Annotated in this window: 10 protein-coding genes; 4 read left to right on the top strand and 6 right to left on the bottom strand. The window is 72.7% G+C overall.

Features of this window, described 5'->3' with window-relative positions; translation table 11 throughout:
* Positions 1-7: 7 nt before the first annotated feature.
* Positions 8-1,909, bottom strand: a complete 1,902-nt coding sequence (dnaK, locus tag ACIO6U_RS21420; RefSeq protein WP_391046389.1) for a molecular chaperone DnaK — start codon at positions 1,907-1,909, stop codon at positions 8-10.
* Positions 1,910-2,147: 238 nt separating this feature from the next.
* Between dnaK and ACIO6U_RS21415 the strand changes: the two genes are divergently transcribed.
* A complete protein-coding gene (locus ACIO6U_RS21415) occupies positions 2,148-3,995 on the top strand; it encodes a helix-turn-helix domain-containing protein (RefSeq protein WP_401721296.1) in 1,848 nt (615 codons plus the stop codon).
* Between the two features lie 149 nt (positions 3,996-4,144).
* Here the strand turns inward: ACIO6U_RS21415 and ACIO6U_RS21410 are convergent, their stop codons facing one another.
* Positions 4,145-5,413 (bottom strand): family 10 glycosylhydrolase, encoded by a 1,269-nt coding sequence (locus tag ACIO6U_RS21410; RefSeq protein ID WP_391161382.1) that lies wholly within the window; start codon positions 5,411-5,413, stop codon positions 4,145-4,147.
* Positions 5,414-5,672: 259 nt separating this feature from the next.
* On the opposite strand from ACIO6U_RS21410, the gene ACIO6U_RS21405 reads away from it, so the two are divergent.
* Together ACIO6U_RS21405 and ACIO6U_RS21400 are read left to right on the top strand one after the other, a co-directional pair.
* On the top strand, positions 5,673-8,399 hold the full coding sequence (locus ACIO6U_RS21405) for a cellulose binding domain-containing protein (RefSeq protein ID WP_401721293.1): 2,727 nt from the start codon (positions 5,673-5,675) through the stop codon (positions 8,397-8,399).
* A 117-nt stretch (positions 8,400-8,516) separates the two neighbouring features.
* Positions 8,517-9,374, top strand: a complete 858-nt coding sequence (locus ACIO6U_RS21400) for a 3-hydroxybutyryl-CoA dehydrogenase (protein WP_355332800.1) — start codon at positions 8,517-8,519, stop codon at positions 9,372-9,374.
* A 62-nt stretch (positions 9,375-9,436) separates the two neighbouring features.
* Here ACIO6U_RS21400 and ACIO6U_RS21395 read toward each other — a convergent pair whose 3' ends face one another.
* Positions 9,437-10,438: a hydroxymethylglutaryl-CoA lyase gene (locus tag ACIO6U_RS21395; RefSeq protein WP_401721290.1), complete on the bottom strand. Its 1,002-nt coding sequence runs from the start codon at positions 10,436-10,438 to the stop codon at positions 9,437-9,439.
* Positions 10,435-11,703, bottom strand: a complete 1,269-nt coding sequence (locus ACIO6U_RS21390) for a hydroxymethylglutaryl-CoA reductase, degradative (protein ID WP_401721288.1) — start codon at positions 11,701-11,703, stop codon at positions 10,435-10,437. The genes ACIO6U_RS21395 and ACIO6U_RS21390 overlap by 4 nt, the downstream gene beginning before the upstream one ends.
* Positions 11,704-11,914: 211 nt before the next feature.
* On the opposite strand from ACIO6U_RS21390, the gene ACIO6U_RS21385 reads away from it, so the two are divergent.
* A complete protein-coding gene (locus ACIO6U_RS21385) occupies positions 11,915-13,867 on the top strand; it encodes a helix-turn-helix domain-containing protein (protein WP_401721285.1) in 1,953 nt (650 codons plus the stop codon).
* On the opposite strand, the gene ACIO6U_RS21380 is transcribed toward ACIO6U_RS21385, so the two are convergent.
* Positions 13,864-14,688, bottom strand: a complete 825-nt coding sequence (locus ACIO6U_RS21380; protein WP_401721282.1) for a hypothetical protein — start codon at positions 14,686-14,688, stop codon at positions 13,864-13,866. The genes ACIO6U_RS21385 and ACIO6U_RS21380 overlap by 4 nt on opposite strands.
* 2 nt (positions 14,689-14,690) lie before the next feature.
* The gene (locus tag ACIO6U_RS21375) at positions 14,691-15,929 is read right to left on the bottom strand and encodes a CoA transferase (protein ID WP_391046371.1); all 1,239 of its coding nucleotides are present in this window, start codon (positions 15,927-15,929) and stop codon (positions 14,691-14,693) included.
* Positions 15,930-15,959 lie beyond the last annotated feature (30 nt).

Raw genomic sequence — 15,959 nt, 5'->3', positions numbered from 1 at the left:
CGCCGCCTCAGCTCTTGTCGAATTCGGCGTCGATGACGTCGTCGTCGCCCCTCGGGGAGTCGCCCCCGGGCCCCTGGCCGGGCTCGGCTCCGCCGCCCCCGGCTCCGCCCGGTTCAGCGGCGTGGGCGGCCAGCGCCGCGTGGATCTGCTGGAGTTCGGAGGTCAGGCTCCGGGACCGTTCCGCCGGAGCCTCCTCCTTGACGGCGGTACGCGCCTCGTCGGTGAGCAGTTGGGCGCGGGCGCGCTCGTGCTCCGGTGCGGCGTCGCCGAGGTCGTCCAGCCGGCGCTCCACCTGGTAGGCGGCGGCGTCGAGCTCGTTGCGGGCGTCGATGGCCTCGCGCAGGGCCTGGTCGCTGGTGCGGTTGTTCTCGGCCTCGTTGATCATCCGTTCGACCTCGGACGGGTCGAGGTTGGAGCCCTCGCTGATGGTGATCGACTGCTCGGCGCCGGTGTCCCGGTCCTTGGCGCTGACCTTGAGGATGCCGTTGGCGTCGATGTCGAAGGTGACCTCGATCTGGGTCTCCCCACGCCGGGCCGGCCGCAGGTTCTCCAGCCGGAAGCGGCCCAGCACACGGTTGTCGGCCGCCAGTTCGCGTTCGCCCTGAAGCACGACGATGTCCACGGCCGGCTGGTTGTCCTCGGCGGTGGAGAAGGTCTCGGACCGGCGGGCGGGGATGGTGGTGTTCCGGTCGATGATCTTGGTCATCACACCGCCGGCCGTCTCGACGCCCAGCGACAGGGGGGTGACGTCCAGGAGCAGGACGTCCTTGACCTCGCCCTTGAGCACGCCTGCCTGGACGGCGGCGCCCAGCGCCACCACCTCGTCCGGGTTGACGCTCATGTTCGGGTCCCTGCCGCCGGTCAGCCGTCGGACCAGGTTCTGCACGGCCGGTATGCGGGTCGAGCCGCCGACGAGGATGACCTCGTCGATGTCGTTGTCGGTGACCTTGGCGTCGCTCATCGCCGTCCTGACCGGTTCCAGGCAGCGCTCCACCAGGTCCGAGGTGATCTGCTCGAAGGTGGAGCGGCGGACGGTCTCGGTGAGGTGCTTCGGCCCGGAGGCGTCCGCCGTGATGAAGGGCAGGCTCACCTGGGTCTGGGTGACCGAACTCAGCTCCGTCTTCGCCTTCTCGGCCGCCTCGAACAGGCGCTGCAATGCCTGCGGGTCCTTACGCAGGTCGATGCCTTCGGACGCCTGGAAGCCGTCCGCCAAGTGGTCCACCAGTCGGCGGTCGAAGTCGTCGCCGCCCAGATGGGAGTCGCCCGCGGTGGCGCGGACCTCCACGACGCCGTCGCCGACGTCCAGCAGGCTCACGTCGAACGTGCCGCCGCCGAGGTCGAAGACCATGACCGTCTCGTGGCCCTGCTTGTCCAGCCCGTAGGCCAGCGCCGCGGCTGTCGGTTCGTTGATGATCCGCAGGACTTCGAGGCCGGCGATCTTCCCGGCGTCCTTGGTGGCCTGGCGCTGGGCGTCGTTGAAGTACGCCGGTACGGTGATGACCGCCTCCGTCACCTTCTCGCCGAGCGACTTCCCGGCGTCGTCGGCGAGCTTGCGCAGCACCTGCGCGCTGATCTCCTCCGGCGCGTACTGCTTGCCGCTCACCTCGAAGCGGGCCACCCCGCCGGGCCCCTCGACCACGTCGAAGGAGACCGCTTTGGCCTCGTCGGAGATCTCGTCGTAGCGACGTCCGATGAACCGCTTCGCGGAGGTGATGGTGCCTTTGGGGTTGAGGATCGACTGCCGGCGCGCGAGCTGTCCGACCAGCCGCTGGCCGTCATCGGAGAAGGCGACCACCGACGGGGTCGTCCTGGCCCCCTCCGCGTTCGGGACGACGGTGGGCTCACCGCCCTCCCAGACGGCGATGACCGAGTTGGTGGTACCGAGGTCGATGCCTACTGCCTTCGCCATAAGAATCTCCTCCGTCGCGAGGCGGAACCGGCCGGCGGGCCGCCGGGCGCACGGCGCCGGACCCGCACAGTCTGCGAGCCTTACGCAATACGCGGTGGACTTCCTCGCCCTGGGGTGACCAATCCGCGCCGCCTTTCCGGTCCCCGAGGACGGGGGGCGGCGACGGCTCGCAGGTGAGGGCCCGTGCCGAGCGGCGTACGTTGAGAGGGGGCTGATTCGAGCCGCGAATGGACCTGCGATGGACGCTCTTCCGTTTCCGACCGCCGACCCGCCTCACCCCGTGCCGCAGCCGGGGGCCGCGCGTCACGCGCTGCTACGGCTGGTGACGGTCATGCTCGACGGCGACGACGAGCGAGAGGTGCTGTGGGGTGCCATGGCGGCGATCGCCGCCGCCGGTCCCTTCGTCGCCGAAGCGGCGTACGCCGTGCACCATGGTGCGGCGCGGCGCTGCCCTCCATGCCCGGAGGCTGCCTCCGCCGACGCCCGACCGGGGAGCACCGTGGCGCGGGAGCCCGGTGCGGAGCCGAACGGCCGGGCCCCGGCCGAGGCAGCCGCTGAGATGGTGGCCGCCGATCGGCTCGACCGGCGGATCGACGCTCTCGACGGCCGCAGCCGGAATCTGTACCGGGCGGACGGACGGTGGGCGCGGGCCGTCGCGCTGCGATACGGGGACGACTGCCTCGGCTATCTCGTCGTCGGGGGCGCGACCGCACCCTCGACCGACGAAACCGCGCTGACGGATCTGCTCGCGCAGCAGACCGGGATCGCCCTGGCACGCCTCAGCCGGCGCCGGGGAGAGCCGGTCGGGGCCCGCTCACACCACTGGCCGGGGATCGCAGGGCCGCCGACGGCAGAGAGCCTCTCGCCGACTGCCGACCCCGGCGCGAGCGTCTCCGCCCTGGCCGCACGGCTCGCCGCTGACCACGCGCTCTCCCGGGCCGCTGCCTCGGGCAGCGGTGAGTCGGGAGTCCTGGAGGCCCTGCACGACCATACGGGATTCGCGGTCCTCACCGAGGACCGCTTCGGCAACCCGCGGGCCTGGGCGGGTCACGGCGGGGGCGAACCCTCCGGGCGGCCCGGGAGTGGGCCGCGCCCGGCCCCGGGACACCGGGACCGGGAGGCCCTGATCCGTGACGCGCGCCACCGTCCCGGCGCCGTCCGCGACGGTGACCGGCTGCTCGTCCCCATCGAAATGGCCGGGGAAGTGCTCGGCGTGGCCGCGCTGGTCGATCCTGACCGGCGGGCGACGGAAACGGACTGCTCAGCGCTCGAACAGGCCGCCTTGGTGCTGGCCCCCGCGCTCTCGCACGAGCGCAGGCTGGCCGAGCTGGAGCCCCTGCTGCGCCACGGCCTGGTCGACCGGCTGATTTCGGGCGAGACGACCGACGACGACTTCGCCCGGGCGGCGGTCCTCGGCCACGACCTGCACCGGCCGTACAGGGTCGCCGTACTGGAGTGGGCCGGGACGGTCGGCAGGGCCGCGCTCGGCGACGCGGCGGCGCGGGCGGCCCGGCGGCTGCGCCTGGACGTCCTCGTCGGCTCGCGCGGCTCGGCCACGGTCGTCCTGGAGCCCCGGGGAGACCGGGGTGCCCCGGAAGGCGCGTTGTACAGGGCCGTCTCGGAGGAGCTCGGCACCGGGGCCGGAGCCGTCGGCATCGGCGGCCGCTGCGAGGTCGTCGCCGATCTGCCGCGCTCCTACGACGAGGCCGTCCGCGCCCTCGCCGTCCGCCGCGGTTCCCAGGACCCGTACGGCAGCACCGGCTTCGAGGAGCTGGGCCTGTGCCGCATGCTGGGCACCGGCGAAGGCGAACGGGAAGCCGACCGATTCGTCCGCGAATGGCTGGGACGCCTGCTGGACTACGACTCCCGCCACCGCACCGGGCTGGTGACGACACTCTCGCGCTATCTGGAGAGCGGCGGCAGCTACGACGCGACCTCCGAGGCACTCCACATCCACCGCAGCACCGTCCGCTACCGCCTCCAGCGCATCTGCGAGATCACCGGCCACGACCTCGGTGACGTCGAGACGCGCCTCAACCTGCACATCGCCACCCGCATACGCAATGTGCTCGCGCCCTCGCCGTGAGACGCGGACACCGACGCCGTGGTCCGGCCCTGGTGAGCCGGACCGGCGCTGCGGCGCGGCCCCGCATCGCCTGAGCCGGCCTTCGGCCTTGGGCGGCTGACACCATGCGGCACGGACGTGGCCGGGCAGGAAGGACCGACCGCCCGCCGTCAGCGGCGTCCGCGGTGGTGGTAGCGGGCGGCGACCAGGCTCATCGCGCCCAAGGGGTCGGCGACGACCTGCGAGGCGGAGAAGTAGATGTTGCCGCGGACCTGCGGGTAGCGGGCGCAGAAGTCGAGGTGGCGGGTCAATTCGGCCGGGTCCTGCCAGGCGTCGGGCTGGCCCGCGACGCCGACCTTGTACAGGGCCTCGCCGATGTAGAGGCGCACGTTGGTGCCACGGACGACGTCGGACCACCAGGGGACGAGGGCGGCGTAGTCGGCCGCCGCGAAGCCGATGTTCCAGTAGACCTGGGGAACGATGTAGTCGATCCACTGCTCCCTGACCCACTTGCGGGTGTCCGCGTGCAGGTCGTCGTAGGTCTGGACGCCCGCGGTGGTGGCCGAGCCGAGCGGGTCGGTGGCGGCGTTGCGCCAGACGCCGAAGGGGCTGATGCCGAACTGGGTGCTCGGCCGGATCCGCTTGATCCTGGCGGCGGTCTCTCGCACCAGGCGGTCGGTGTTGTCCCGCCGCCAGGCGTCGCGGTCGGGGAATCCGGCGCCGTACCGCGCGTAGGCGGCGTCGTCGTCGAAGACCTGGCCGGCGACCGGGTACGGGTAGAAGTAGTCGTCCCAGTGGACGGCGTCGATGGGGTAGCGGCGGACGGCGTCCAGCATCGCGTCCTGCACGAAACGTCGGACCTCGGGCAGTCCGGGGTTGTAGTAGAGCTTGCCGCCGAAGGGCACGATCCACTCGGGGTGGAGGCGGGCCGGGTGGGTGGGGGCGAGCTTGGTGACGTCGGTGTCCATCGAGACGCGGTACGGGTTGAACCAGGCGTGCAGTTCCAGGCCACGGCGGTGCGCCTCGCGCACCGCGGTGCCCAGCGGGTCCCAGCCGGGGTCCTGCCCCTGAGTGCCCGTCAGGTACCGCGACCAGGGTTCGTACGCCGACGGCCAGAAGGCGTCGGCGGTCGGCCGGACCTGGAACACCACCGCGTTGAGACCCCGTTCGACCGCGGTGTCCAACAGGTCGAGCAATTCCTGACGTTGCTGGTCGGCGGGGAGTCCGGGGGCCGAGGGCCAGTCGGTGTTGGCGACCGAGGCGATCCACATGCCGCGCAGGTCGCGACCGTGACCACCGGGTCCGCCGTGACCCGCGGGACCCGGTGCGCCCTGGGGGGCGCGGGAGGGTTCGGCCGCCCGCGCCGCCGAGCCGGGGATGACGGCGGCCAGCGCGCCCGCCGCCGCGACAGTGAAGGTCCTGCGGGTGAGCCGGTCCATCCGTGCCTCCTGATCATCCGTCATGATCCGCCGATGATGGGTGACTTCCGGCGCCGGGGCAACCCGCCGTTCGGTCCACTCCCTCGCGCGGCCCCCGCCGAGAAGGAGCGTTGACGACCCCTTCTCGGGCGTCGGCGCGGGCGCTAACATCATGGGAGCGCTCCCACACCTCCTATGTATAGCGCCACCGTCCATCCCCCCACCACCCGCACGCGCGGGCCCGGCGCGGCCCGCGTCCGTACGGAGAGGACGCCTTTCCATGCTCCGCAGACCACTCGCCGCGCTCGTCGCGGCCCTGTCCCTGATAGGCGGCGCCTCCGCGGTCGCCGCGGTCACCGCCACGGCCACCGCGGCCCCGGCCACCGCCGCACCGGCCGCCGTCGCGGACACGTACTCCTGGAAGAACGTCAGGATCGACGGCGGCGGCTTCGTGCCCGGCATCGTCTTCAACCAGTCGGAGAAGAACCTCGCCTACGCGCGGACCGACATCGGCGGCGCCTACCGCTGGAACGAGGCCACCAAGTCCTGGACGCCGCTGCTGGATTCGGTGGGCTGGACCGACTGGAACAGGAACGGCGTGGTCAGCCTCGCCACCGACGCGCTCGCACCCGACAAGGTCTACGCGGCCGTCGGCATGTACACCAACTCCTGGGACCCCGACAACGGCGCCATCCTGCGCTCTTCCGACCGCGGCGCGACCTGGGCGGCGACCGCGCTGCCGTTCAAGCTCGGCGGCAACATGCCCGGCCGCGGCATGGGCGAGCGGCTGGCCATCGACCCCAACAAGGACAGCGTCCTGTACTTCGCCGCGCCCAGCGGAAACGGGCTGTGGCGCAGTACCGACTCCGGTGTCACCTGGGCGAAGGTCACCGCCTTCCCCAACGTCGGGAACTACGTGGCCGATCCGTCCGACAGCAGCGGCTACCAGAGCGACAACCAGGGCGATGTGTGGGTGACCTTCGACCCGCGCACAGGCACCAAGGGCTCCACCACGCAGACCATCTACGTGGGTGTGGCCGACAAGGCCAACACCGTCTACCGCTCGACCGACGGCGGCGCCACCTGGTCCCGGCTGGCGGGCCAGCCCACCGGGTACATCGCGCACAAGGGCGTGCTGGACGCGGTGAACGGCTACCTCTACCTCGCCACCAGTGACACCGGCGGCCCGTACGACGGCGCCAAGGGCCAGGTGTGGCGGTACGCGACCGCGACCGGCGCGTGGACCAACATCAGCCCGATGTCGGACGCGGACACGTACTTCGGCTACAGCGGTATGACCGTCGACCGGCAGCACCCCGGCACGATCATGGTCACCGGCTACAGCTCGTGGTGGGCCGACACCCAGATCTTCCGCAGCACTGACAGCGGCGCGACCTGGACGCGGGCCTGGGACTTCACCAGTTACCCCAACCGCGCCGACCGCTACACCATGGACGTCTCCTCGTCGCCGTGGCTGAGCTGGGGCGCCAACCCGTCGCCGCCGGAGGAGACCCCCAAGCTCGGCTGGATGACCGAGTCGCTGGAGATCGACCCGTTCAACTCCAACCGCATGTGGTACGGCACCGGGGCCACCGTCTACGGCACCGACAACCTCACCAACTGGGACACCGGGGCGAAGTTCACCGTCAAGCCCAATGCCAAGGGCCTGGAGGAGACGTCGGTCCAGGACCTGATCAGCCCGCCGACCGGCGCGCCGCTGATCAGCGCGCTCGGTGACATCGGCGGCTTCCGGCACACCGACCTCACCGCCGTGCCCCCGATGATGTTCACCCAGCCCAACTTCACCACCACCACGAGCCTGGACTTCGCGGCCACCAACGCCAACACCATGGTCAGGGTCGGCAACGCGGACAGCGGCGCGCATGTCGCCTTCTCCACCGACAACGGCGCCAACTGGTTCGCGGGCACCGACCCGTCCGGGGTCAGCGGCGGCGGTACGGTCGCCGCGGCGGCCGACGGCAGCCGCTTCCTGTGGGCCCCGTCCGGTACCGGCGTCAAGTACTCGGTCGGCTTCGGCGGTTCCTGGGCCGACTCCACCGGCATCCCGACCGGCGCGGCCATCGGCTCCGACCGGGTCAACCCGAAGAAGTTCTACGGCGTCTACGGCGGCAAGTTCTACGTGAGCACCGACGGAGGAGCGACCTTCGCCGCGACGGCGGCCACCGGGCTGCCCGCGGAGGCGGGCAAGCTCAAGGCGCTGCCCGGCGCCGAGGGCGACGTGTGGGTGGCGGGCGGCAGCACGGGCGGCGCGTACGGCCTGTGGCACTCCACCAACTCCGGCGCGAGCTTCACCAAGCTGGCCAACGTGCAGGAGGCCGACACCATCGGCTTCGGCAAGGCCGCCCCCGGCGCGGCCTACCAGGCGCTCTACACCAGCGCGAAGATCGGCGGCGTCCGCGGCATCTTCCGCTCCACCGACGCGGGCGCGAACTGGGTGCGGATCAACGACAACGCCCACCAGTACGGCGTGACCAACACCGCGATCACCGGCGACCCCCGGGTCTACGGCCGCGTCTACATCGCGACCAACGGCCGCGGCATCATCTACGGCGACACCTCGGACGGCTCCGGCGGTACGACTCCGCCGACCACTCCCCCGACCACACCCCCGACGACCCCGCCCACCACGCCTCCCACCACCCCGCCGACCACACCGCCCGGCTCCGGCGCCTGCTCGGTGGCGTACGACGTCACCAATTCCTGGCCCGGCGGCTTCCAGACGTCGGTCACGGTCAAGAACAACGGCTCGGCCGCGATCTCGAACTGGAAGCTGACCTGGTCCTTCGGCGGCGGCCAGACCATCACGTCGCTGTGGAGCGCGAACTACACGCAAAGCGGCGCGGCCGTGACGGTCACGGCGCCGAGCTACGCGGCGGTGCTGCCCGCGGGCGGCTCCGCGGCCTTCGGCTTCACCGGCAACGCGCCGGGGACGAACACCTCCCCCGCCGCCTTCTCGCTCAACGGTTCCGCCTGCTCCGTGGGCTGACCCCGGCTCCTTCGGCTACGCGCGGGACCGGCACCCGGCCGGTCCCGCGCGTACCGGACACAGGTAACGTCTGTCCGGTACACGGAAGCGGTGCACGGAAGCGGCAGGGGCTGACGAGTGAGTGACATCCAGCGCGTCGGAGTGGTCGGCGCGGGCCAGATGGGGGCGGGCATCGCGGAGGTGTGCGCGAAGGCCGGGCTCGACGTCCGGGTCGCGGAGACCACCGGTGAGGCCCTGGAGCTGGGCCGCACCCGGCTGACGAACTCGCTCGGCAAGGCCGCGGAGCGCGGCAAGATCACCGAGGCTGAGCGCGACGAGACGCTGGGCCGACTGACCTTCACCACCGACCTGGGCGAGTTCGCCGACCGCGACCTGGTCATCGAGGCCGTGGTGGAGAACGAGCAGGTCAAGATCGACATCTTCCGGGTGCTCGACCAGGTGGTGAGCAGGCAGGACGCGATCCTGGCCTCCAACACCTCCTCGATCCCGCTGGTCAAGCTGGCCGTGGCGACCTCGCGGCCCGACCAGGTCATCGGCATCCACTTCTTCAACCCCGCCCCGGTGCAGCGCCTGGTCGAGCTGATCCCGGCGCTCACCACCGGCAGTGACACCCTCAAGCGGACCGAGGCGCTGGTCACCGACGTGCTCGGCAAGCACGCCATCCGCGCCCAGGACCGCTCCGGCTTCGTCGTCAACGCGCTCCTGGTGCCGTATCTGCTCTCCGCGATCCGGATGTTCGAGTCGGGCATCGCGACCCGCGAGGACATCGACAACGGCATGGAGCTGGGCTGCGCGCACCCGATGGGCCCGCTCAAGCTGTCGGACCTGATCGGCCTCGACACCGTCGCCGCCATCGCCGACTCGATGTACTCGGAGTACAAGGAGCCGCTGTACGCGGCGCCGCCGATCCTTCAGCGGATGGTCGACGCGGGCCGCCTCGGCCGCAAGACGGGCGCGGGTTTCTACCAGTACTGACCGCCTGCCCGTGCTGACCGCCCGCCAGCGCTGACCGCCCGCCAGCCCTGACCGCCCGCGCCTCAGCCGTCCCGGTCCCCGTCCGGCCGGTCCCCGTCCCCGTCCGGCCAGTCGCGGTCCAGGGCCTGGACGACCCGTGACGGGGACGGCCGGCCGAGGAGCGCGGTGACGCGGAGCCCCGCGCGCATCGCCGCGTCCAGGTCGGCCCCGGTCTCGATGCCGAGACCGGTGAGCATCCAGAGCAGGTCCTCCGTCGCGAGGTTGCCGGTGGCGGAGCCCGCGTACGGGCAGCCGCCGATGCCGCCGACCGAGGCGTCGAAGGTCGTGACCCCGGCGAGCAGTCCCGCGTGCACGTTGGCCAGGGCCTGGCCGTAGGTGTCGTGGAAGTGCAGGGCGATCCGGTCGCGGGCCACACCCGCTTCGGCGACGGCTGCCAGGACCGCGCCCACATGGCCGGGTGTGCCGACGCCGATGGTGTCGCCGAGGCTCACCTCGTGGCACCCGGCGTCGGCCAGGGCCCGGGTGACCTCCGCGACCCGCTCCGGGCGGACCGGCCCCTCCCAGGGATCGCCGAAGACCATCGAGACGTACCCGCGGACCCGGACGCCCGCGGCCAGTGCCCGCTCGGTCACCTTTCCCGCGACCTCGACCGCCTCCGAGCGGCCCATCGCCAGATTGCGGCGCGCGAAGGTCTCAGTCGCGCTGACGAAGACCGCGACGGCCGACGCCCCGGCGTCCAGGGCGCGGTCAAGACCGCGGTCGTTCGGCACCAGGACGGGGTGTCTGCTCAGGTCCGCGCCCGCCTCCCGCAGCGCGGCGAGCACGTCGGCGGCGTCCGCCAACTGCGGGATCCAGCGCGGGGAGACGAAGCTGGTCGCCTCGACCACGGGCAGCCCGGCGGCGGTCAGGTCGCGGATCAGCCGGACCTTGGCCGCGGTGGGCACCCGCGCCTTCTCGGCCTGGAGCCCGTCGCGGGCCCCGACCTCGTAGACCGTCACCCGGTCCGGCAGTCCTGGCGACCGGTGGGCGACGGGCAGTCCGAGCGCGGCCGGTGACCGGGTCACGGCCGGTCCCGCAGTTCGGCCAGGATCCGCTCGGCGGCGTCCGCGCGTACGGACCTGTCCGCGACCATCCGCGCGACGACCGTGTCGATCTCGGCGGCGGTGGCCCCCGCGGTGACGGCCACATTGCGCGCGTGCAGCGACATGTGGCCGCGCTGGATGCCCTCGGTGGCCAGCGCCCGCACCGCCGCGGCGTTCTGGGCCAGGCCGACGGCCACGATGATCTCGGCCAGCTCGCTCGCCGTCTCCACCCCGAGCAGTGTGACGTTGGCCCGCGCCACGGGGTGCACCTTGGTGGCGCCGCCGACCAGTCCGACCGGCATGGGCAGCTCCAACGTGCCGACCAGGTCGCCGTCGGCGTTCTTCTCGAAGCGCGACATCGCGGTGTAGCGGCCGTCAGGACCGACCGCGTGGGAGTGCGCGCCCGCCTCGACCGCGCGGGTGTCGTTGCCGGTCGCCAGGACGACGGCGGTGACGCCGTTCATGATGCCCTTGTTGTGGGTGGCGGCGCGGTAGGGGTCGGCGACGGCGAATTCGGCCGCGTCCAGCATGTTCTCCACGACGTCGGGGCCGCCGAGCAGGCCCGCGTCGAAGGTCGCCGAGACACGGGTGAGGCGCAGGTCGGCCTTGTTGGTGAGGATGCGCAGGAGGGTCCGCCCGCGGGCGATCTCGGCCGCGCGGGGGGCGATGGCCTCGGCCATGGTGTTGACCGCGTTCGCGCCCATGGCGTCGCGCACGTCGACCACGAGGTGCAGCACGACGTAGGTCTGCCGCCTGCTGGGCACCAGCCGCACGGAGATCTCGCGCGCCCCGCCGCCGAACCGGACCAGCGCGGGGTCCTGTTCGTTGGCGAGCGCGATCAGTTCCCCGGCCGCGGACAGCAGCCGCACCCGCGCGCCCGCCGGGTCGGCGACGTCGAGGATCTGCACCTGCGCCTGCATGAGCGGGACGCTGGACGAGGTTCGGAAACCGCCGTGGTCGCGGGTCATCCGGGCGAGGTTCGAGGCGGCCGCGACGACCGAGGGCTCCTCGGTCGCCATGGGGACGAGGATGTCGCGGCCGTTCACCACGAAGTTGGTCGCGATGCCGACCGGGAGGCCGAGGACGCCGACGACGTTCTCGACCATGTGGTCGGCCTGGTCGAGCGAGAGGCCCCGGTCCGGCGAGAGCGCGTCGAACAGGGCGGGGGGCACCTCCATGGCCTCGGCGGCGCGGGCACGGCGCTGGTCGACGGAGAGATTCCTGAAACCCGACAGACGGCTGGTCACGATGCCATGGCCTTCCTCCGGAAGCGGTCACGGGCGGGAGCGGTGGTGCCGAGGGACGCGCGGGGGCGCGTCCCTCGGGTGCTGGTCACGCTAATGACGGCGCGGAACCCCCCGCTATGGACCATCAGCACGTCGTACGGCACGCTGAGTGTGCGCAGCGCACAGCGGCCGACGGCAGAGGCCGGCGCGGCGCGCGGAGGGAGCGGTCGCGGTGGAGAGCGGAGCCGAGCGGGCGGACCGGAGTACGGCGGACGGCGGTACGACGGACGGCCGCGCGCGGGCGCTGGCGGTCGTCCTGGACGCGGCCGTCGGCGAACAGGCGGTGGACCCGTACCGGCTGGACGGCGCGCTCGCGGACCTCGGCGTGACCGGCGGCGCCGCGGCGGGCACCGCGGAGCGGCTGTACCGGCTGCGGCGCGACCAACTGCGGCTGCGCCGCCGTGAGCACGAGCTGACCGCCCTGTTCTCCAGCGCCCGGGAGCTGGCCGAGGAGCGGGACGCCGACGCGCTGCTGGCCCGGCTGGTGGAGCGCGCGCACGACATGATCGACTCCGACGTCACGTATCTGTCGGAGTTCGACGCCGCCAGCATGACGCTGCGGGTCCGCAAGACGGCGGGCTCGGTCAGCCCGCGCTTCCAGCGCCTGGTGGTGCCGCCCGGCCGCGGACTGGCCAGCCTCGTGGTCGGGACCCGCGCCGCGCAGTGGGTGACGCGCTACGAGGACGACTCCGCCGGGTGGCACGAGGACTCGCTGTCCGAGGCGGTCGCCGCCGAGGGCCTGGTCTCGCTCCTCGGCGTGCCGCTGCTCTCCGACGAGGACGTCCTGGGGGTGCTGTTCGTCGGGACCCGTGACGAGCACGCCTTCACCCCCGAGCAGGTCGCGCTGCTCTCGGCGCTCGCCAACCACGCCTCGGTGGTGCTCCAGACCGCGCAGCGGCTCCAGCGCCTCCAGCGCTCGCAGGAGGAGGCGCGCGACGCCCTGGAGCGGTTGAGGGAGCACCTGGTCGAGCGGGACCGCGCCAACGCGGTGCATCAGCAGCTCATCCGGTCCGTGCTGGAGGACAGCGACTTCTCGCCGATCGCGGAGAAGCTCGCCGAGGCCCTGGACCGCGCGGTGGCCGTCGTGGACGAGTACGGCGAGGTGATCGTGACGGCCGGGCGCGCCCTGTCCGCCGACGAACTGCGCCGCGCACCCGTCGCCGAGGCCGTCCGGGCCAGCCATGACTCGGGCCGCTGCGTCCTGGTCGAGGACGGCGGGGACATCGGGGCGGTCGCCGCCCTGACGACCGGCTCGTACTACTTCGGCGCGGTACTGCTCGGTACGGGCGGTTTCCCGCTCAGCTCCGTCGACCTGCGGACCATCGAGCGGGGTGCGCAGGTCGGCACACTCCTGGCCATGCAGCGGCAGGCCGTGTCCGACGCGGAGCACCGCAGGCAGGGCGAGTTGCTGGCCGATCTGCTGGACGGCTCGCCCGACCGCCGTCGCGACGCGGTGCGCCGGGCCAAGCGGTTGCGCGTCCCCGTCCAGGACCTCGACACCCTCGTGCTCTTCGCCGTGCCGGGCGAGCACCGGCCGCAGGCGACCCGTACGCTGCTCGGTCCGCTGCACAGCCGGGCGCTGGTGGGCGAGTACGGCGGCCATGTCGCCGTCGCCCTGTCGTCCCGGCAGCCCGGCGTCACGGTCCAGCGGCTCCACGACCAGCTGCGCGCGGCGCTGTCGGTCCCGGTCCTGTCGGTGAGCGCCGCCGCGTCCGGCGACCTGCCCGCGGCGGTCGTGACGGCGCAGCGCACCGTCCGGCTGCTCCAGGCGCTGGGGGCGGGCGACCTCGCGGCGCGGGCCGAGGACTACCACCCCTACGCGGCCGTCTTCGAGCCCGACCCCGCCGCCCTGACCGCGTATCTCGACACGATGGTGGGGCCGGTACGGCGCTACGACGCCGAGCACGGTACGGATCTGCTCGCCACCCTGCGCGCCTTCGTGCGCAATCAGTCGAGCCCGACCAGGACCGGCCGGGAGCTGGGCTTCCACACCAACACGATCCTCCAGCGGATCGAACGGCTGACCCGGCTCCTGGGTGAGGGCTGGCGCGACGACGAGCTGTTCTTCCGACTGTCGCTCGCCGTCCGCCTGGACGAGATCGCCGAGCGGCTGCGCCGCCTCTAGGCCGCGTCCGTACGCACCCGGCCCCGGGCGAGTACGCGATGGTCGGCGTCCAGGGCGCGGACCCGTACGCCGTCGGCGTCCTCGCGGCCGACCAGGGTCACCGGCCGGTCGACGAACGCGGGCGAGACCGAGCGCATCGAGAACTCGCGGACCGTGCGGCCGGGCAGTGAGCGCGTCGCGGAGTCGAGCAGGAGCATGCGCATCAGGGGGCCGTGCACCAGCAGGTCGGGCAGGCCCTCGACGTCCTGCGCCCAGGCCCGGTCGTAGTGCACCCGGTGGGTGTTGAAGGTCAGCGCCGAGTACCGGAAGAGCTGCCGGCTGTCCAGGGTCGCCCGCCGCGACCAGTCCCACTGCTCGGCCTCGCCCGCGGGTACGTCGGCGGGCGCGGCGGCGGGGTCGCTCGCGGGCAGGAACACGTCGTGCCAGGTGCTCGTGACCGCGACGACGCCGTCCACCAGGTAGCTCCGCTCGATGTCGGCGAAGACCAGCTCCCCCGCCCGGCCGCGCTTGCGGGTCACGGCGCCGAGCGCGGTGCGCTGCTCGACCGTGTCGCCGTAGCGCAGAGGCCGCAGGAAGCGGGTGTCCTCACCGGCGTACATGCGCCGGGGCAGGCCGGGGTCGGGCACCGTGCCGTCGCCGCCGGGCGAGCCGTCGGGGCGCAGGTCGGCGAAGGCCGCGTCGAAGGGGAAGTAGATCCCCTCCCAGCCCGGGGGCAGCGGCTCGCCGGGGACCGGCTCAGGGGCGCAGGGCGCGAAGGTGGAGCGATACGCGGCGGCGGGCCCGGTCAGCAACGGCTCGCGGCGGACGGTCTCCTGACCCATCGTCAGATCACCTTCGCCGCGCGCAGCTCTTCGATCCGCGCCCGGTCGTAGCCCGCGAAGCGGCGCAGCACCTCGTCGGTGTGCTCCCCCACCTTGTTGGCCGGTCGCCCCGGCACGGCGGGGGTGGCGCTGAGCTTGATGGGCGAGCCGAACATCCGCAGCGCGCCCAGCGGGCCGTAGTCGGCCTCGACGATCATGTCCCGCTCGGCGGTGCCCGGGTCCTCGACGACCTCCCCGATGTCGCGGACGGCCGTCAGCGGGATGACGTCGCCCGCGAGGTCTTCGAGTTCCTGCCGGGTCCGCCCGGCGAACCAGCCGGTGACCAGCGGCTTCACCCGGCGGTCGTACGTCTCCTTGTCGAAGCGTTTGCGCATCGTGTCGATCTCGGGGTCCGTGGCCGCCTCCGGTGTGCCGAACAGCGCGCAACTGGCCGCCCAGAGCCTGTCGGTGTAGCCGCCGAAGAACACCTGCCCGTCGGCGCACGGGAACAGCTCGTACGGCCTGACCCAGGCGTGCTCGTTCCCGGCCGGTGCCGCGACCTTCCGGTCGACGGTGTAGTCGACGACGGCCGTCTCGGTCATGGCGACGACGCTGTCGACCTGGGCGACGTCGACCAGTTGGCCGACGCCGGTGCTCTCGGCGTGCCGCAGGGCGGCCAGGGTGCCGATGACGGCGAACATCGTGGCCGACAGGTCCCCGATGGTGACGCCCACCCGCACCGGCGGGGTGTCGGGGTAGCCGTTCATCGACCACAGGCCGCCCGCGGCCTGCGCGGTGCTGTCGAAGGCCGGACGGCGGCGACGGCTGCCCGTCTGGCCGTAGCCGGAGATGGCCGTGTACACCAGGCGGGGGTTGATCCCGGCCAGCACCTCGTAGCCCAGGCCGAGCTTGTCCATGGTGCCGGGCCGGAAGTTCTCGACGAGGACGTCGGCGTGGGCGACCAGGTCCTTGAGGGCCTGCTTGCCTTCGTCACGGGCCAGGTCGAGGCAGACACCGAGCTTGCCGCGGTTGTACTGGCCGTAGTACCCGCTGAACTCCTCGTCGCCCGAGCGCAGGTACGGCGGGAAGCCGCGCGAGACATCGGGATTCGCGGGGTTCTCGACCTTGATGACGGTCGCGCCGAGGTCGGCCAGCGTCTGCGCGGCGTACGGTCCCGCCAGGACGTGGGACAGGTCGACGACGACCACTCCGGTCAGTGCGGCCCTGCCGTCGGCGCCGGTCTCCGGCTGGTCCCTGTGCATCGCGCACCCCTGCCTCTTCGTTCTCGTCGG

The organism is Streptomyces sp. NPDC087422 (assembly GCF_044744145.1).
Classification (GTDB): Bacteria; Actinomycetota; Actinomycetes; order Streptomycetales; family Streptomycetaceae; genus Actinacidiphila.
This window is presented reverse-complemented; position numbering and strand designations above follow the sequence as displayed.

Excerpts from the sequence above, each read along its gene's own strand:
- dnaK (WP_391046389.1), bottom strand. The coding sequence starts at position 1,909 with ATGGCGAAGGCAGTAGGCATCGACCTCGGTACCACCAACTCGGTCATC.
- ACIO6U_RS21415 (WP_401721296.1), top strand. The coding sequence starts at position 2,148 with ATGGACGCTCTTCCGTTTCCGACCGCCGACCCGCCTCACCCCGTGCCG.
- ACIO6U_RS21410 (WP_391161382.1), bottom strand. The coding sequence starts at position 5,413 with ATGGACCGGCTCACCCGCAGGACCTTCACTGTCGCGGCGGCGGGCGCG.
- ACIO6U_RS21405 (WP_401721293.1), top strand. The coding sequence starts at position 5,673 with ATGCTCCGCAGACCACTCGCCGCGCTCGTCGCGGCCCTGTCCCTGATA.
- ACIO6U_RS21380 (WP_401721282.1), bottom strand. The coding sequence starts at position 14,688 with ATGGGTCAGGAGACCGTCCGCCGCGAGCCGTTGCTGACCGGGCCCGCC.
- ACIO6U_RS21375 (WP_391046371.1), bottom strand. The coding sequence starts at position 15,929 with ATGCACAGGGACCAGCCGGAGACCGGCGCCGACGGCAGGGCCGCACTG.